Raw genomic sequence first — 18,079 nt, 5'->3', positions numbered from 1 at the left:
AAAATGCCCGGTTGTTTCGACATTTCCCCAACCAGGACAAGCACCATGGACGCAGTACACATCAACCAGATCGGCACCCAACTCGAGGACCTGTCGGAGCGCACCCAAGAGTTACGGGGGTATCTTTGACTACGATGCCAAAGCCGAACGCCTGAGGACGGTCAACGCCTCGCTGGAAGACCCCGCGGTCTGGAACGACCCCAAGAAAGCCCAGGAACTCGGGCGCGAGAAGAAGTCGCTCGACTCCGTGGTGTTGTCGCTGGGCCGGCTCACGACCGAGCTGGCCGACAACTCCGAGCTCTATGCGATGAGCAAGGACGAGGGTGACGAGGACAGCCTGCTGCAGATCGAGCGCGACACCGCCAAGCTGGCGGCGGAAATCGAGAAACTCGAGTTCCTGCGCATGTTCAACAAGCCGGCCGACCCGCTGAACTGCTTCATCGACATCCAGGCCGGCGCCGGCGGCACCGAGGCCTGCGACTGGGCCAGCATGCTGCTGCGCCAGTACCTGCGCTACGCCGAACGCAAGGGTTTTTCGACCACCATCGAGGACGAGTCCCCCGGCGACACCGCCGGCATCAAGGGCGCGACGATCAAGGTCGAGGGCGAATACGCGTTCGGCCTGCTGCGCACCGAGACCGGCGTGCACCGCCTGGTGCGCAAGTCGCCGTTCGACTCCTCGGGCGGTCGCCACACCAGCTTTGCCAGCGTGTTCGTCTACCCGGAGATCGACGACTCGATCGAGATCGAGATCAACCCGGCCGACGTGCGCACCGACACCTACCGCGCCAGCGGCGCGGGCGGCCAGCACATCAACAAGACCGACTCGGCGGTGCGGCTCACGCACATCCCCACCGGCATCGTCGTGCAGTGCCAGGACGGCCGCAGCCAGCACAGCAACCGCGACGTGGCCTGGAAACGGCTGCGCTCCAAGCTGTACGACCATGAGTTGCGCAAGCAGCAGGAGGAGCAGCAAAAGCTCGAGGACACCAAGACCGACGTCGGCTGGGGCCACCAGATCCGCAGCTATGTGCTGGACAACAGCCGCATCAAGGACCTGCGCACCAACGTCGAGGTCTCGGCCACGCAGAAGGTGCTCGACGGCGACCTGGACGTGTTCATCGAAGCCTCGCTCAAGCAGGGCGTGTGATGCAGCGCGTGCAAGGCCTGATCTTCGACATGGATGGCACCATGATCGATTCGATGCCCTACCACGCGAAAAGCTGGGTCGCGTTCGCCCGGAACCACGGCATCGCCATCGACGTGGCCGAACTGCTGCGCCGCACCACCGGGCGCACCGGCGCCGAATGCATGGAGCTGCTGTTCGGCCGCGCCATGGAGCCGCAGGAGTGCTGGGCGCTGATCCACCAGAAGGAAGAGATCTACCGCGAGCTGTTCGCGCCGGTGTTTGCCGAGGTGGCGGGCTTCAAGGCGTTCTTCGCCGATGCCCACCGGCGCGGGCTGCGCCTGGGCGTGGGCACGGCCGGCGACAAGCACAACATCGCGTTCGCGATGCAGCACCTGAAGATGGATCCGCTGCCCCATGCCATGGTGGGCGGTGACGAAGGCCTGCCGGGCAAACCCGAGCCGGCGATCTTTCTCGAGGCGGCGCGGCGCATCGGCGCCGACCCGCAGGCCTGCATCGTGTTCGAGGACGCGCCGTTCGGCATCGAGGCGGCGCGTCGCGCCGGCATGCGGGCGGTGGCGGTGTGCACCAGCCACCGCGCCGAGGAACTCGCCGGCGAGCATGTCATCGCGCATATCGACAGCTACCACGACCTGATGAAAAACAACTTCCTGGAGACATTGCATGCCTGAGACCCGTGATGACCAAGGCCCTGCAGTCAGCGTCCAGCGCGCCGACTACACCGCGCCCGCCTTCTGGATCGACACCGTCGACCTGACCTTCGACCTCGACCCGGCCAAGACCCGGGTGCTCAACAAGATGCGGCTGCGCCGCAACCCCGACGTGCCGGTGCAGCCGCTGCGCCTGGACGGCGACGAGCTCAACCTGTCGCGGGTGCTGGTCAACGGCGCCAGCGCCTCGTTCAAGATCGACGGCGGCAAGCTGGTGCTCGACAACCTGCCCGCGGCCGACGCCGGCGCCTTCGAGCTCGAGATCTTCACCACCTGCGCGCCGGCCAAGAACACCAAGCTGATGGGCCTGTACGTCAGCAACGACTCGTTCTTCACGCAGTGCGAGGCCGAGGGTTTCCGGCGCATCACCTATTTCCTGGACCGCCCGGACGTGATGGCCACCTACACCGTGACGCTGCGCGCCAACAAGGCTGCCTACCCGGTGCTGCTGTCCAACGGCAACCTGGTCGACAGCGGCGATCTCACCGGCGACGGCAATGCCGGCCGGCATTTCGCGCGCTGGGTCGACCCGCACCGCAAGCCGTGTTACCTGTTCGCGCTGGTGGCCGGCCAGCTGGAGTCGCGCCAGCAACGCATCACCTCGCGCGCCGGCAAGGAACACCTGCTGGAGATCTACGTGCGCCGCGGCGACCTGGGCAAGACCGACCATGCGATGGAATCCCTGATGGCCTCCATCGTCTGGGACGAGGCCCGGTTCGGCCTGCCGCTGGACCTGGAGCGTTTCATGATCGTCGCCACCAGCGACTTCAACATGGGCGCGATGGAGAACAAGGGCCTGAACATCTTCAACACGAAATACGTGCTGGCGACCCAGGCCACAGCCACCGACACCGACTTCTCGGGCATCGAGTCGGTCGTCGGCCACGAGTATTTCCACAACTGGACCGGCAACCGCGTGACCTGCCGCGACTGGTTCCAGCTCAGCCTCAAGGAAGGCCTGACGGTGTTCCGCGACCAGGAGTTCTCGCAGGACCTGTGCGCCGACGCGTCGGCCCGCGCCGTCAAGCGCATCGACGACGTGCGCGTGTTGCGTACCGCGCAGTTCCCCGAGGACGCCGGCCCGATGGCGCACCCGGTGCGTCCCGACAGCTATGTCGAGATCAACAACTTCTACACCGTCACCGTCTACGAAAAAGGCGCCGAGGTCGTGCGCATGATGCAGACCCTGGTCGGGCGCGCCGGCTTCGCCCGGGGCTTGCAGCTGTATTTCGAGCGCCACGACGGCCAGGCCGTGACCTGCGACGACTTCGCCCAGGCCCAGGCCGATGCCAACCCCGCGTCCGACCTGGCCCGGTTGCTGCCGCAGTTCAAGCGCTGGTACAGCCAGGCCGGCACGCCACAGGTCAAGGCGGTCGGCCGCTACGATGCCGACGGCGGCAGCTACACGCTCACGTTCACGCAAAGCTGCAAGCCCACACCCGGCCAGGGCGACAAGCTGCCGTTCGTGATCCCGGTCGCGCTCGGGCTCGTCGGCCCGCAGGGCGACGACCTGCCGCTGCAGCTGGCCGACGAAGCGGCACCGACCATGGTGCCGCGCACCCTGGTGCTCAGCGAGGCCGAGCAATCCTTCACCTTCGTCAACGTCGCGGCCGAACCGGTGCCGTCCATCCTGCGCGGCTTCAGCGCGCCGGTGGTGCTGGAGTTCGACTACAGCGACGCGCAGCTGCTGCATCTGCTGGCCCATGACAGCGACCCGTTCAACCGCTGGGAAGCCGGCCAGCGCCTGGCGATGCGCTGCGCACTGGCCGCGCTCGCGCAACCGGCCGACGCGCCGGCCGTCGCCGAGGTGTTGACGCCGCAATACCTGGACGCGATGCGCGGCATCCTGCGCCACGACGGCCTGGACGCGGCCTTCAAGGAGCTGGCGCTGACGCTGCCGTCCGAGGGCTACATCGCCGACCAGCTCGCGGTGGTGGACCCGCAGCAGATCCACGCGGTACGCGAGTCGATGCGGCTGCAGCTGGCCACGGCACTGGCCGACGATTGGCAACAGGCCTGGGAGGCCAACCGCGACACCGGCGCCTACCGCCCCGACCCACTGTCCAGCGGCAGGCGTGCGCTGGCCGGCATGGCCTTGTCGATGTTGTGCCTGGGCGCCGACAACGACATGTGGCCCGGCAAGGCCTTCGAGCGCTTCAAGCAGGCCGGCAACATGACCGACCGCCTGCACGCCCTGTCGGCGCTGGTGGGTTGTGCGCATCCGCTCGCGGGCGAGGCCTTGAACCGCTTCCACGCCATGTTCAAGGGCGACGAGCTGGTGCTCGACAAGTGGTTCGCGTTGCAGGCCGGCGCCAGCGACCGCGACGGCCACATCCTGCCGCTGGTAACAAAGTTGATGTCGCACCCCGACTTCCACCTGAAGAACCCGAACCGGGCGCGCAGCCTGCTGTTCGCGTATTGCAACGGCAATGCGGCCGCATTCCACCGCAAGGATGCGGCGGGGTATCAGTTCTGGAGCGTGCGCGTGCTCGAGATCGACGCGTTCAACCCGCAGCTGGCCGCCCGGCTGGCGCGCGCGCTGGACCGCTGGAGCCGCCTGGCCGAACCCTACCGCAGCGCGGCCCGCGAGGCCATCGCCAAGGTGGCCGCCAAGCCCGACCTGAGCAACGACGTGCGCGAGGTGGTCAGCCGCGCGCTGGCCGACTGAACACACGCACACCATGGCAACGAACAACAAGATTTCCCTGACGCGTTACCTGGTCGAGCACCAGCGCGTGCACAACCTGATCCCGTCCGACCTGCGGCTGCTGCTCGAGGTCGTCGCGCGCGCCTGCAAGGGCATTAGCCAGGCCGTCAACAAGGGAGCGCTGGGCGGCGTGCTCGGCGCGGCCAAGACCGAGAACGTGCAGGGCGAGATCCAGAAGCAGCTCGACATCATCGCCAACGAGGTGCTGATCGAGGCCAACGAATGGGGCGGCCACCTCGCGGCCATGGCCAGCGAGGAGATGGAAGGCATCTACGTCGTGCCGCACCGGTATCCGCAGGGCGAATACCTGCTGCTGTTCGACCCGCTCGACGGCTCGAGCAACGTCGACGTCAACGTCAGCATCGGCACCATCTTCAGCGTGCTGCGCAAGCCCGAGAACAACGGCGCGGGCGTGTCCGAGGCCGACTTCCTGCAACCCGGCAACAAGCAGGTGGCGGCCGGTTATTGCATCTACGGCCCGCAGACCACGCTGGTGCTGACCGTCGGCGACGGCGTGGCCATGTTCACGCTCGACCGCGAACAGGGCTCCTTCGTGCTCACCCAGGAGCGGCTGACCGTGCCGGCCGACACCAAGGAGTTCGCGATCAACATGAGCAACATGCGGCACTGGGACGCGCCGGTGAAGCGCTACATCGACGAATGCCTGCAAGGGGTGGAAGGCCCGCGCGGCAAGGACTTCAACATGCGCTGGATCGCCAGCATGGTGGCCGACGTGCACCGCATCCTGACGCGCGGCGGCATCTTCCTGTACCCCTGGGACAAGCGCGAACCCGGCAAGCCCGGCAAGCTGCGCCTGATGTACGAGGCCAACCCCATGGGCTGGCTGGTCGAACAGGCCGGCGGCGCCGCGAGCACCGGAACACAACGCATCCTCGACGTGTTGCCGACCCAGTTGCACCAGCGCGTCAGCGTCATCCTGGGCAGCCGGAACGAAGTGGAACACGTCGTCGCGCTGCATGCCGCCGCCGCCACCACCGACGCCGAACCGGCGACACGCGCTGGCTAACGCAGACGCCACGCCGCAAGCACCACCACCGCCGCCACAGCCGATGGCGGTGGTTGCGACGACCGTCACCACTGATCGCGGCAGCGCCTGGATGCGGCGCCTGCTCGGCCTGTTCGGCTGGCGCGTGTGTTACCACGGCACGCCGCCGGGCTGCGGCGTCATCGTGGCCTATCCACACACGTCGAACTGGGATTTCGTCGTCGGCATCGTTGCCAAATGGTCCATCGGCATCCCGGTGGCCTTCCTGGGCAAGGACAGCCTGTTCCGCGCGCCGGTGCTGGGCCGCTTCATGCGCTGGTGCGGCGGCATCCCGGTGCGGCGCAACAGTGCCAACAGCGTCATCGCCGACATGGCCCGCCGACTGCAGTCGGAAACGGAGCGCGGCGCGCGCTGGTGGCTGGTCATCGCCCCCGAAGGCACGCGCAAGGCCGGCGACGGCTGGCGCTCGGGCTTCTACCACATTGCCTGCACCGCCCGGGTGCCTATCGGCCTGGCGTATTTCAACTTCCGGCGGCGCGAGATCGGCGTCACCACCTTTTTGATGCCCAGCGGCGACATCCAGGCGGACCTGCGGCAGATCGAATGCTGGTATGCCGAACATGCGGTGGGCCGGTATCCGGCGCTGGCGGCACCGGTACGGGTCCAGGCGCGGCGCTGAGACGGCCACCCAGTGCGGCGCCCGCCGTCGCTGGCACGGCGGGTCTGGCGCATGCCGTACGATCACGCTTCCCACGAAGCCAACGCCTGCCTTGCGGCCAGGCCTTCATCGCCATGCGGATTCTTCTGGTCGAGGACGACGCCATACTGGCCGACGCGCTGTCGCGCGCGCTGGTGCAGTCCGCCTATGCGGTGGACGTGGTCAGCGACGGCGCGCAGGCTGACCATGTGCTGGCGCTGGACATCTACGACCTGGCCATCCTCGACATCGGCCTGCCCGGACTGAGCGGCCTGGACCTGCTGCGCCGCCTGCGTGCGCGCAAGTCGGCGTTGCCGGTCCTGATGTTGACCGCCTTCGACACGCTGGCCGACCGGGTACGCGGCCTGGACCTGGGCGCAGATGACTACCTGGCCAAGCCCTTCGACCTGCCCGAGCTCGAGGCGCGCGTGCGCGCGCTGATCCGGCGCGCCAGCAGCAACCCGACGCCATCGCTGATGCACGGAAAACTGCGCCTGGACACTGCGGGCCGGCGCGTCTACTACGACGAGCAGCCGGTGGACCTGTCGGCGCGCGAGTTCGCGGTGCTCGAGCTGCTGCTGCTGCGCGAGGGGCGCGTCGTGAGCAAGGAACACATGGTCAACCACCTGTACGGCTGGGGCGACGAGGTCGGCGCCAACGCCATCGAGGTCTACATCTACCGCATCCGCAAGAAACTCGAAGGCCGTGGCTTCGAGATCCGCACCGTGCGCGGCATGGGCTACCTGCTGGAGCGCGACGGTGGCCCGGGCTGAACCGCGGCTGCAGACCCAGCTGCTGGGCTGGCTGCTGCTGCCCCTGATGGCGCTGATGGTCGTCGACACCGCGGCCAGCTACTGGGCTGCGCTGCATTTCTCGAACCGCGCCCACGACCGCTCGCTGCAGGAGATCGCACGCGAGGTGGCGCTGCATGTCAAGGCCAACGGCGCCGGGCCCATGGTCGACATGACGCCGGCGGTGGAGCGGGTGCTGCTGGTCGACCAGGACGACCGGCTGTTCTACAGCGTGAAGCGGCGCGACGGCGTGCTGATCGGCGGCGATGCCGCACTGGCCGCGCCGGGGCCCGCCACGGAGACGATCACGCCGGCCGCGCGGTTCGGCGACGCCATTTTGCACGGCGAGCCGGTGCGGCAGGTCGCGCTCTGGTTGCCGTACGACACGGCCGCGACCGCCGACCCGGTACTGGTGCAGGTGGCCGAGACGCGCAACCGGCGCCAGCGGCTGGCGCTGGAGATCCTGGCCAGCATCGTGCTGCCGCAGCTGCTGCTGATCGTGCTGGCCGGCGCCGTGGTGTATGTCGGTGTCTCGCGCGGCCTGCTGCCGCTCAAGCGGCTGCGTACCGCGGTATCGAGCCGCTCGCACGTGGACCTGAGCCCAATCGAGCTCGACCGGGTGCCGGGCGAGGTCCGGCCGTTGGTGGATGACATCAATGCGCTGATGCTGCGCCTAGGCCAGACGCTGGACGTGCAGAACCGTTTCATCGCCGATGCCGCGCATCAGCTCAAAACGCCGGTCAGCGGCCTGAAGGCGCAGATCGAGATGGCACTGCGCGAGGACGACCCGGCCCGGGTGCGTCACGCGCTGGCCCAGCTGCACCTGGGCGCGGAGCGGCTGTCGCGCCTGGTGCGCCAGTTGCTGACGCTGGCGCGCAACGAACCCGGCGCCATCCACACGGTGGACATGCAGCGCATCGACCTCAATGCGCTGGCGGTGGACGTGGCCATGCGCTGGGTGCCGGACGCGCTCAAGCGCGGCATCGACCTGGGTTTCGAGCCGGCGGCCGAGACGGTGACCATCGACGGCGACCCGGACCGGCTGCGCGAGCTGATCAACAACCTGGTCGACAACGCCGTGCGCTACAGCCGCGAGCAGGGCCGCGTGACCGTGGCCGTGGGCCGCACCGGCGACGGCCAGGCCCGACTGTCGATCAGCGACGACAGCCCGACCATTCCGGTGGACGAGCGCGAGCGCATCTTCGAGCGCTTCCACCGGCTGCTGGGCAGCCACGTCGACGGCAGCGGCCTGGGCCTGGCCATCGTCAGCGAGATCGCCGCATTGCACCAGGCGCGCATCACGCTGGAGGACGACACCGACGGCATCGGCAACACCTTCAGCGTGGTGTTTCCGACCGCGGCCAGCCATTAGTCGCCCGCGCAATACCGGCGCAAGCGCCGACGCGCGACCCGGCGCCGTGCGATTGACCGGCATGGCGCCCAGGAACGGACGCCGCTGCCACCGTAAGCGTGGCGACAGCAAACCGACATCGTGGCGACAGCCAACCGGCAGAAGGCCGTAAGCGCGACTGCTTAAGCTCGTTACATACGCGCGCCCACCCGGGCACCGCACATCGACCCACCAAGCAGAGGAGCACCGGATGGCCACCATCATGACGCCAGAATTCTGGCTGGCGTTGTCCCAGATCATCTTGATCAACATCGTTCTCAGCGGCGACAACGCCGTCGTCATCGCGCTGGCCAGCCGCTCGCTGCCGCCATCGCAGCAAAAAAAGGCGATCCTGTTCGGCAGCGTCGGCGCCATCGTGCTGCGCGTCGTGCTGACGTTCTTCGCGATCTACCTGCTCAGCCTGCCCTACCTCAAGCTCGTGGGTGCCGCACTGCTGTTGTGGATCGGCATCGGCCTGCTGAGCGGCGACGACGAGGGCGGTGACCTCGAAGGCCACTCCAACCTGTTCGCCGCGATCAAGACCATCATCGTCGCCGACCTGGTGATGAGCCTGGACAACGTGATCGGCGTGGCCGCCGCTGCCAAGGGTGACATCGTGCTGCTCGTCGTCGGCCTGGTGATCAGCATCCCGCTGATCATCTACGGCAGCACCGTCATCCTCAAGCTGATGAACCGCTTCCCCATCATCATCACGCTCGGCGCCGGCCTGCTCGGCTGGGTCGCCGGCGAGATGGCGTTCAGCGACCCGTCGATCGCGGGGTGGGCCGGCAGCCACCACGACCTGCACCTGGTGCTGCCCGTCACCGGCGCGGTATTGGTCGTGGCGGTGGGCAAATGGATGGAAAGCCGCGCGTCGGCCCAACAGGCCGCGCTCGAAACCCGCGGCGCCTGACGACACCACCGACACCAACATTCCACGCACGCCACGAACCCGAGGAAACCACCACCATGCACAAGATGCTTGTCGTTGTCGACGGACTCAGCGCGGCGCGCACCCGCGACGCAGTCAACCGGGCCATCGGCCTGTACCAGCAGGAGCCGGCCGAGGTGCACCTGCTCAGCGTGCAACCGCGCGTGTCGGGCGACGTCGCGATGTTCTTCGGCGCCCATGAGCTGCACGACCTGCAACACGGCGCCGGCATGGACGACCTGGCGCCGGCCCGCGCCCTGCTCGACCTGGCCGGCGTGCCGTACCAGGCCACCGTCCACGTCGGCCGCAGCGCCCAGACCATTGCCCGGACCGCGCGCGAGCTGCACTGTGACCGCATCGTGATGGGCCAGGACGGCAACGACCATGGCCTGGCCCGCACATTGTTCGGCAGCGTGGCCGCGCAGGTACGGCAGCTGCTGGTGGGCACGGGGGACTACCAGGTCCTGGGATCCTGACGCGCCTTGCACGCACAGCGGCCCAGTCGGTTCCGGGCTGCATGTTTACGTGGCTATAATCACGCCTTCGCCGGTGTAGCTCAGTCGGTAGAGCAGCTCATTCGTAATGAGAAGGTCGGGTGTTCGATTCATCTCTCCGGCACCATGAAAACCAAGGGAAACCCGCTGCGATATTCGTAGCGGGTTTTTTCTTGGCACAACCTTGTAGGCAATCTGTAGGCAAATGGCTCGCGCGGAGCAGGCCAATTTCTATAAGCCTTCCATGCCTCTGGCGATCACACCCCACCGTGACAAGGCTGGCGTCCGCTTCGCGGAACGTCGCCACCCCAAACGTGTGTGCAGACTCCAACATGCTTTCGCATGTTATGAGTAGTCGCCACATGTTCTCATCGTGAAACTCTGCCTTCCGGAGGGCCCGGCTGGCACGGTAGTTTGTTGAGTCGGGTCTGCTTGGCTGCCCTGCCTTGCGAGGATCGCAAGGAGGCATCGGAATAATTTTTGGAATATTTTGTCGTTGATTCTGTAGTTTCACGATATAGTGCGATCGTCGCCACTTCGACCGCCGCAACATGCCCTTCGCCACAGAATCTCAAGTGAACTCGACGCTTAAGCCGTACTACCCCGACCTGATCGATCTCATCTATCAAGCCCACTACGACTGGGCTCAGTCGCCCTTTTCCGCATCAATGCAGGACCCTAAGGTCCGCGCTACCTTGATCTGGAATCAATTTCTAGCCCGTGCGAAGAAGACCTTTGAGGGCCGTGAGGGCATCTCTGTTCAGGTGATGCGCCATTGGCAAGGCCTGGTCGTGGGCAATAGCTTCTTCGTACGAATGAAGAAGGGCACAAACCAGCTGCTCTCTCGAAACTACCCAACACAGGCGGCCTTGGATTTCAATGACGCCAGCGTTGACTTGTTTGAAGGAGTGGTGCGCCTAGAGCTTGTTTACACGCTGAATGATCTTCAAACGGAAGTCGACCGTATCGTGATCGCTCAACGCCATCGCTCGAAATTACTTTGGTCTATCGATTTGCTTGATTCGGCTGAGGATCATGGTCAAAGTGTGATTTCTTTGCCCAAGCAACCGACTGGAGGCACGCCGGCCGAGCGCATGATCAAGCCCAAAAAGCCAACAGAGGAAAGCCAGGTGAAGCGCGAGGCGAACGATGGCAGAACTTAATGGCGCTTTCCGCCCAGAGATGGTGGGTGTGCGGCGACGGATGCTCGGATACAGCCAAGCGGACTTGGAAGGGAAGACCGGGGTCACGCAAGGAACAATCTCGAAAATCGAGCAAGGTCTGAAAGACCCCACTGAGCAACAGATCGCCAAGTTGACACAGGCCCTCTCCTGCTTGGAGTCTTTCTTTTATCAAGCTGAACGTGAATACGGGCCTCCAATTAGCGCTCATCCGATGTACCGGAAGCAGGCCTCTGTCGGTCAAAAGGTCCTGGATAAAGTCATCGCCGAATTGAGCGTTAGGCTTGGTCACGCGCGAGTCTTACTCAAGTCCGTCGACTTTGAACCCGAGCTTCCCCTTCCAAGATATGACGCGGAGGACTACGCTGCCGACATTGAGGAAGTCGCGGCGATGGTGAGGCGCGCCTGGTACGTTCCGCGTGGACCAATTCGATCTCTTATGGAGTACGTCGAGCGTGCTGGCATTCTCGTCATCCAGTCTGACATGGAAGCTGCGCGCATCGACGGCGCCAGCTACCAGGTTCCAGGGATGCCTCCGGTGATCTTCCTCAACAGAAATCTCCCGGGCGATCGTCAACGGTTCAGCCTTGCCCACGAACTTGGTCACATCATCTTGCACCGATTTCCATCACCAGACATGGAAAAACAAGCCGATGATTTCGCAGCCGCATTCCTTATGCCAGCGGAGGACATTGGCGGCGAGCTTCGCGATCTGACTTTGCCTCGTGCTGCCCAGCTAAAGCCCTACTGGCGCGCCTCGATGGGGTCAATCATCGTGCGGGCAAAAACCCTTGGGAAGATCGATACTGGGACTTCCTCATACCTGTGGCGTCAGATGTCGTTCAAGGGCTACCGCACACGGGAGCCAGCAGTACTTGATCTCCAGCCTGAATCGCCCACCCTGGCCCACGCGTTGATTTCCAACCTCACTGACGCCTTCGGCTACGGCGTTCAGGAGTTAGAGGGCGCGTTCCATTTACGCTACGACGAAATCGCGACTTTGTATGGGCTTAGCAAGCCAACTGCTCTGCGACGCATCAAGTAGCCTTCATTCCTACAGCCCGCACGACGCGGGCTTTTTTGCGCTTGTTCGCAGGACATGTCGTCAAGCGGCTTCATATCTTTAAGTGCTGCGTCCTCAAGAGTCTTCACACTTCTCTCTTTGCAATTGGCACCGGGTACATTGAGCTCTCCATCGGATTGAGCCCTGCTCACCGCTTCCGATGTACCGCGAAAATTGAACTGGCGCCAAAGTGCTGCGACCGGAGGTCGTTAGTTGTCGCGATTGCCCTATTTCGCGGTCAGAATGCGCACTCCAGGGCATTTCCTCCTTCACCCTCCACTTCTGAGCGGCTCACCAATTCAACGGGACTTCGATTTGGGGAATGCAGAGGGGATTTCCTTTACATTGCGCGCGCGATCACTTCGCGCATGACCTCGTTGGCGCCACCGTAGATGCGCTGGATGCGCGCGTCCACGTACATGCGGCCCACCAGGTACTCGTTCATGTAGCCGTAGCCCCCGTGCAGCTGCAGGCACTCGTCGATCACGCGGCCCTGCTGCTCGGAGCTCCAGAGCTTGACCATGGAAGCGGTGGCGGTGTCGAGCTGGCCGGCCACGAGCTTTTCCACGCACTGGTCGACGAAGGCGCGCGCGACCTGGCAGGTGGTGGCGATCTCGGCCAGGCGAAAGCGCGTGTTCTGGAAGTCGGCGATGGTCTGGCCGAAGGCCTTGCGGTCGCGCACGTAGTTGAGCGTGGTCTGGTAGGCGCCTTCCATCGCGGCGGCGGCCATCACACCGATGATGGTGCGCTCGTAGGGCAGGTCGGACATGAGCTGGAAGAAGCCCTGGCCTTCGGCGCCGCCGAGCAGGTTCTCTTCGGGCACCTCGACGTCGTCGAAGAACAGCTCGGAGGTGTCCTGCGCCTTCAGGCCGATCTTGTCGAGCACGCGGCCCACGCGGTAGCCCTTGAGGTCCTTGGTCTCCACGATCAGTATGGAGGTGCCGCGCGCGCGCTGCGTCGGGTCGGTCTTGCAGACCACCAGCACCAGGCCGGCGAGGTAGCCGTTGGTGATGAAGGTTTTGGACCCATTGATGACATAGCGGTTGCCGCGTTTCTCGGCGCGGGTGCGCACGCCCTGCAGGTCCGAGCCGGTGCCGGGTTCGGTCATGGCGATCGCGCCCACGATCTCGCCGCGCGCCAGGCGCGGCAGCCACTTCTGTTTCTGGGCCTCGGTGCCGTGGTTGAGGAAGTAGTGCGCCACGATGCTGTGCACCGACGGGCTCATGCCGGTGAGGCCGCGCCGGCTCATGGCGTCGTACAGCACGGCCTCGTGGCGGAAGTCGCCACCGCCGTCGCCGTAAGCCTCGGGGATGTCCGAGCACAGCACGCCGAGTTCACCGGCGCGCTTCCACAGGTCGTGGCCGACGTGGCCCTGGTGGCGCGCCGCCTCGTCGTTCGGCAGCATCTCGGTTTCGACGAATCGGACGACGGTGTCCTGGTACATCGCCAGGTCTTCGTCCAGCCAGCTGGGGCGGAATTCGATGGTCATAAGCGTCCCACGCCACGCGTCATTCGGCGACCACGCCCAGCTTTCTGATGAGGCTGTTGGTTGTCACGAACTCCTTGCCGATCTGGGCCGAAAAGTCGCCTGACTGCGCCACATAGGGGGCCATGCCAACCTGCGACAGAAAGGACTTGAAATCCGGCGACGCCACCACGGCCGTGAACTCCGTGGAAAGACGGTCGACCACCGAAGCAGGCAGGCCGCGGGGACCGACAACCCCCATCCACAACCTCGAGCGGGCCAAGTCGCCCTCTACAGCCTGCTCCGCGAGCGTTGGCACATGGGGCATCAAGGCGGAGCGCTCGTCGCTGACCACGGCGATCACATGAGCCATGCCCTTCTGCACGTACTGGGCGGCAATGTGCGGCGGCGCGAACCCAATCTGGATCTGACGCGCCACGACATCCTGGATCGCGGGCGCCTGCCCCCGGTAGGGCAGTTGCACGAACCGGCCTTCGTCCTTGGGATCGATGGTCGCCATGAGCAGGTGCGGCAGTGTTCCTGGCCCCCAGGAGCCGTAGGTGAGCTTTCCGGGTTGCGCGCGACCGCGTGCCAGGAGATCCTGCACGCTCTTGATGTCCGAGTCCGTGCTCGTCATCACCGCTACGGGCGAAGCCACCAATCGGACGATGGCCGTCAGATCCCGTCGCGCGTCGTAGCTCGGAGACTTCACCAACGACGCCACACTGATGAGCGAGTCCGGAATGGCCCATGCGAGGGTGTAGCCATCCGCGGCGGCTCTGGCGACTTCACCGGTTCCGATGGAGCCATTGGCCCCCGGCTTGTTGTCGATCACGATGGGTTGCCCCAGACGAACGCTGGCCATCTCGGCCACCTTGCGCGCTACCACATCCGTCCCCCCGCCCGCGGGATAGGGCACCACCAGGCGGATGGGCCGGCTGGGGTATGGGGCCTGCGCCAGAGCGGCCGGCGTGGTGGCCAGCAGTCCGAGGACCGCCAGCAAAGAGGCAATGCGTCGATTCATGGTCGTGTCTCCTAGTCGTTGTGGAAAGCCGCTTCGCGGCGAACGTGAAAATCCAGTTTTCAGGTCGTCTCGGCCTCGTGAAAGCGCCGACCTTCTGAGGCCATGCGTTGCAGCAGCGCCGGCGGCGCGAACCTCGTCCCATGCCGCTGAGCCAGCTGCCCAGCCTGCAGGCAGAAGTGCTCAATGCCGTTGCGCTCGATGGCTGCAAATGGGCCGCCGAGGTGAGAGGGGAAGGCCCAGCCGAGCACGGCCCCCAGGTCCGCCTCCGCGGCGTCCTCGACGACACCCTGCTCAAAGGCCGATGCGGCGGTCAGGCACTGGATGAAGAGGAGGCGCTGTCTCACCTCCGCGTCGTCCATCCCCGGTCGCTCGTCGGCGCGCAAGTCGGCAATGCCGGACCACAACCGCTTGCCGGTCCCGCCGTACTCGTAGAAGCCGCCGCCGGATTTACGCCCCAGCCGGCCACGGCGCTTCATTTCGTCGAACAGCCGATCCGACTCGTCGGGCACATAGGTGCTCCCGCACGCCAAGCGTGCCGATTCCTTGATGTTCCACAACACGTCAAGGCCGGCCTCATCGGCCATGGCCAGAGGCCCCACCGGCATGCCGATGGCCAGCGCCGCGTTCTCGATGCGCGCGGGCTCGACGCCTTCTGCGACAAGCCGCAGGCTCTCCCGCACATAGGCCTCGACGCAACGGGAGGTGTAGAACCCATGGGCGTCGTTGACCACGATCGGCGTTTTGCGCAGCTGCCGCACAAAGTCCAGGCCGCGCGCCAGCGTGGTGTCGTCGGTCGCCGATGTCACCACCGTTTCGACCAGTGCCATGCGTGGCACGGGTGAGAAGAAGTGAAGGCCGATGAAGCGCTCGGGATGCTTCAGGGCCTGCGTCAGCCCGCCGATGCGCATCGTGGAGGTGTTCGAGGCGATGACCACGCCAGGTGCCATCACGTCGTCGAGTTGGCGAAGCACCTCCTGCTTCAACCGCGCATCCTCAAAGACCGCCTCGATCACAAGATCGCAATCGGCCAGCGAATGCCAATCGGCCACCGGGGTGATGCGGGCCTTTGCCGTCGCGGCGGCGGCCTCGCTCAAACGCTTTTTCTCCACCGCGGCGTCGATTGCGGCGACCACGGCGCTCACGCTGGCGGTCGACGCGGCCAGATCGCGGTCCATGACTTGAACGTCAATGCCCGACAGCGCGGCGACCTCTGCAATGCCCCGCCCCATCAACCCCGCGCCCACCACACCCAGACGCGACACTCGGGATTTGGGCACGCCGGCGGGTCGACGGGCCAGCTTGTCCGCCGCCTGGCGCGCAAAGAAGAGTGTGCGGATCAGCGCCTGGGCGGTAGGCCCAGTCACAAGCGTCGCGAAGTACTGGCGCTCGACGTCCAGCGCAGCGTCCATCGGCAAACGCGATCCTTCGTAGACGCACGAGGCAATCGCCTTGGGCGCTTCCAGATTGCCGCGGCTCGCAGCCTGCAGACGGGCATTGGTCGCCAGAAAGAGATCGCCGTGCACGGTGGTGTCACCGCCCGGGATGCGAAACCCCTTCTGATCCCAAGGGGCTTTTGAAGGCACGCGGCCCTCGCGCAGCGACCGAAACGCCGCCGGTAGGAGGTCCGTCTGCGGCACCACTTCGTTGACCAGGCCCAGGGCCTGCGCTTCGCCGACATTCAGGCCACGTCCTTCGAGCAGCAGCGGCAGGGCCTTCGGTAGGCCAACCAGACGCGGCAGACGCTGGGTACCGCCGGCACCGGGCAGCAGACCCAAAGTGGCTTCGGGAAGGCCGTACCGCGCATCGCCCGCGTCCGACACCACGCGGTAGTGACAGGCCAGCAGAAGTTCAAAGCCGCCGCCCAGCGCCGTCCCGGGGCTGGCACCAACGACGGGTTTTCCCAGGAGTTCGATTCGGCGCATGGGCGCGCTCAGGCGGGCAATCAGGTCGCGGGCCTTGGCGGGTGTGACGTCCGGGCGGGCGAACGCCTGCAGCATCGCCAGATCGGCACCGGCCATGAAGCCGGCCTTGCCCGATGTCAGAACGACGCCGGTCACCGCAGGGTCCTCGGCCACCCGCGAGATCGCGGCCTCCAGTTGATCGGCGAAGTCCCATCCAAAGACGTTGACAGCACGCTCGGGTTGGTCGATGGTGAGAACGGCGATGCCGCCCTCCTGGTAGGAAACGTGAATCATGCGAGGCGTTCGATGAGGGTTGCAACGCCCATTCCGGCGCCGACACAAAGGGTGATGAGGGCCGTTTGGCCACCGGTGCGCTCCAGCTCGTCCAGCGCCGTGCCGATGAGCATGCCGCCCGTGGCACCGAGCGGGTGGCCCAGTGCGATCGACCCGCCGTTGACGTTGATGCGATCGACGGGAAGGCCCAGCGCATCCGCGAAGCGCAGGGGCACGGCGGCGAAGGCCTCGTTGACCTCGTACAGATCCACGTCACGGGGTTGCATGCCCATCCGGGCCAAAGCCTTCTGCGCGGCGGCGGCCGGCGCGGTCAGCATGATGGTGGGCTCGGAACCGATCTCGGCGAACGAAAGCACCCGGCCTCTGGGCCTCAGACCCGCCTTTGCGCCCGCTGCCCGGCTGCCGAACAGCACCGCGCTGGCCCCGTCGACAATGCCCGACGAGTTGCCCGCGTGGTGGCGGTGCTCGATCGCTTCGATCTCGGGATACCGTTGGGTCGCAATGGCATTGAAACCCAGCTTGCTGCCCATCTCGGCGAAGGAGGGCTTCAGCGACTGCAGGTGCTCCAGGCGGCAGTCCGGCCTCACCGTCTCGTCGTACGCCAGAACCGCCTCGCCCAGCAGGTTCTTCACCGGCACGATGGATCCCAGGAAGCGCCCCTGCTGCTGGGCCTGCGCAGCGAGCTGGTGGCTGCGCACGGCGAACGCATCGAGATCACCACGGGAGTAACCCCACTTGGTGGCCACGAGGTCCGCGCTGATGCCCTGCGGCACGAAATGCGTGGCGAACGCCAGTTGCGGATCGCTGGTCCAGGCGCCACCGTCGGACATGATGGGGGTGCGCGACATGGACTCACAGCCACCGCCGATGGCGAAATCGGCCTGACCGGCCATGACCTTCGCCGCAGCGATGTTGCAGGCGTCCAAGCCTGAGCCGCAGAACCGGTTGACCTGTATGCCCGCGACGCGCTCGTCGTAACCCGCCGCCAAAGCGGCAATCCGGGGTAGGCACTGCCCCTGCTCGTGGACCGGCGTGGCGATGCCGAAGACGATGTCGTCGATCAGGCCGGTGTCCAGCTGGTTTCTGTCTCGAATGGCAGACAGAACGGTGGTGGCGAGCCGAACCGAGGGAATGGTGTGCAGCGAGCCGTCCGGCTTGCCTTTTCCACGCGGTGTTCGCGCGTGGTCGTAAATGTATGCGTGCTCCATGGGTGTCTTGCTTGTTGAGTGCGACGCCATGATTCCAGGGCACACCCAACAGCGCCCCCTCCTTTCGGAG

15 protein-coding genes and 1 tRNA gene are annotated in these 18,079 nt (G+C 65.7%); 12 read left to right on the top strand and 4 right to left on the bottom strand.

The features are described from left to right. The first annotated feature begins 45 nt into the window (after window positions 1-45). The 12 genes from prfB (at window position 46) to KIT86_RS03530 (ending at window position 12,099) form a co-directional block, all read left to right on the top strand. Window positions 46-1,150, top strand: a protein-coding gene (gene prfB, locus KIT86_RS03585; protein ID WP_297395107.1) for a peptide chain release factor 2 whose coding sequence is annotated in 2 segments (ribosomal slippage) — window positions 46-126 and window positions 128-1,150 — 1,104 coding nt in all. Because the reading frame shifts where the segments join, the coding sequence is not laid out codon by codon here. Beyond that, window positions 1,150-1,818 (top strand): HAD family phosphatase, encoded by a 669-nt coding sequence (locus tag KIT86_RS03580; protein WP_297395106.1) that lies wholly within the window; start codon window positions 1,150-1,152, stop codon window positions 1,816-1,818. Before prfB ends, KIT86_RS03580 begins: the two co-directional genes overlap by 1 nt. Then, a complete protein-coding gene (gene pepN, locus KIT86_RS03575; RefSeq protein ID WP_297395104.1) occupies window positions 1,811-4,525 on the top strand; it encodes an aminopeptidase N in 2,715 nt (904 codons plus the stop codon). Before KIT86_RS03580 ends, pepN begins: the two co-directional genes overlap by 8 nt. Before the next feature lie 13 nt (window positions 4,526-4,538). Next, window positions 4,539-5,591: a class 1 fructose-bisphosphatase gene (locus tag KIT86_RS03570; RefSeq protein ID WP_297395103.1), complete on the top strand. Its 1,053-nt coding sequence runs from the start codon at window positions 4,539-4,541 to the stop codon at window positions 5,589-5,591. A 43-nt stretch (window positions 5,592-5,634) separates the two neighbouring features. Beyond that, window positions 5,635-6,249, top strand: a complete 615-nt coding sequence (locus KIT86_RS03565; RefSeq protein WP_297395102.1) for a 1-acyl-sn-glycerol-3-phosphate acyltransferase — start codon at window positions 5,635-5,637, stop codon at window positions 6,247-6,249. A gap of 113 nt (window positions 6,250-6,362) precedes the next feature. Further along, complete coding sequence (locus KIT86_RS03560) at window positions 6,363-7,040, top strand: response regulator transcription factor (RefSeq protein WP_297395100.1); 678 nt, start codon at window positions 6,363-6,365, stop codon at window positions 7,038-7,040. Further along, window positions 7,027-8,430, top strand: a complete 1,404-nt coding sequence (locus KIT86_RS03555; protein ID WP_297395098.1) for a sensor histidine kinase — start codon at window positions 7,027-7,029, stop codon at window positions 8,428-8,430. Before KIT86_RS03560 ends, KIT86_RS03555 begins: the two co-directional genes overlap by 14 nt. Before the next feature lie 229 nt (window positions 8,431-8,659). Next, window positions 8,660-9,361 carry a TerC family protein gene (locus tag KIT86_RS03550; protein ID WP_297395097.1) on the top strand — a complete coding sequence of 234 codons (702 nt, stop codon included), beginning with the start codon at window positions 8,660-8,662 and terminating at the stop codon, window positions 9,359-9,361. A gap of 56 nt (window positions 9,362-9,417) precedes the next feature. After that, window positions 9,418-9,855 carry a universal stress protein gene (locus tag KIT86_RS03545; RefSeq protein ID WP_297395096.1) on the top strand — a complete coding sequence of 146 codons (438 nt, stop codon included), beginning with the start codon at window positions 9,418-9,420 and terminating at the stop codon, window positions 9,853-9,855. A 69-nt stretch (window positions 9,856-9,924) separates the two neighbouring features. Next, window positions 9,925-10,000, top strand: a tRNA-Thr gene (locus KIT86_RS03540). Between the two features lie 424 nt (window positions 10,001-10,424). Beyond that, a complete protein-coding gene (locus KIT86_RS03535; RefSeq protein WP_297395095.1) occupies window positions 10,425-11,036 on the top strand; it encodes a hypothetical protein in 612 nt (203 codons plus the stop codon). Then, window positions 11,023-12,099, top strand: coding sequence for an ImmA/IrrE family metallo-endopeptidase (locus KIT86_RS03530; protein WP_297395094.1), 1,077 nt, complete (start codon window positions 11,023-11,025; stop codon window positions 12,097-12,099). Before KIT86_RS03535 ends, KIT86_RS03530 begins: the two co-directional genes overlap by 14 nt. A gap of 358 nt (window positions 12,100-12,457) precedes the next feature. Here the strand turns inward: KIT86_RS03530 and KIT86_RS03525 are convergent, their stop codons facing one another. The 4 genes from KIT86_RS03525 to KIT86_RS03510 are packed head-to-tail and all read right to left on the bottom strand — an operon-like array spanning window position 12,458 to window position 18,009. Next, complete coding sequence (locus tag KIT86_RS03525) at window positions 12,458-13,606, bottom strand: acyl-CoA dehydrogenase family protein (protein ID WP_297395092.1); 1,149 nt, start codon at window positions 13,604-13,606, stop codon at window positions 12,458-12,460. Between the two features lie 19 nt (window positions 13,607-13,625). After that, complete coding sequence (locus KIT86_RS03520; protein WP_297395090.1) at window positions 13,626-14,606, bottom strand: tripartite tricarboxylate transporter substrate binding protein; 981 nt, start codon at window positions 14,604-14,606, stop codon at window positions 13,626-13,628. A gap of 59 nt (window positions 14,607-14,665) precedes the next feature. Next, complete coding sequence (locus tag KIT86_RS03515; protein ID WP_297395088.1) at window positions 14,666-16,801, bottom strand: 3-hydroxyacyl-CoA dehydrogenase NAD-binding domain-containing protein; 2,136 nt, start codon at window positions 16,799-16,801, stop codon at window positions 14,666-14,668. Beyond that, window positions 16,798-18,009: an acetyl-CoA C-acetyltransferase gene (locus KIT86_RS03510; protein WP_297395086.1), complete on the bottom strand. Its 1,212-nt coding sequence runs from the start codon at window positions 18,007-18,009 to the stop codon at window positions 16,798-16,800. The genes KIT86_RS03515 and KIT86_RS03510 overlap by 4 nt, the downstream gene beginning before the upstream one ends. Window positions 18,010-18,079 lie beyond the last annotated feature (70 nt).

The organism is Hydrogenophaga sp., assembly GCF_026125825.1.
GTDB lineage: Bacteria > Pseudomonadota > Gammaproteobacteria > Burkholderiales > Burkholderiaceae_C > Hydrogenophaga.
The sequence above is the reverse complement of the archived record's forward strand: the minus strand, read 5'-3'. Positions and strand labels throughout refer to the sequence as shown.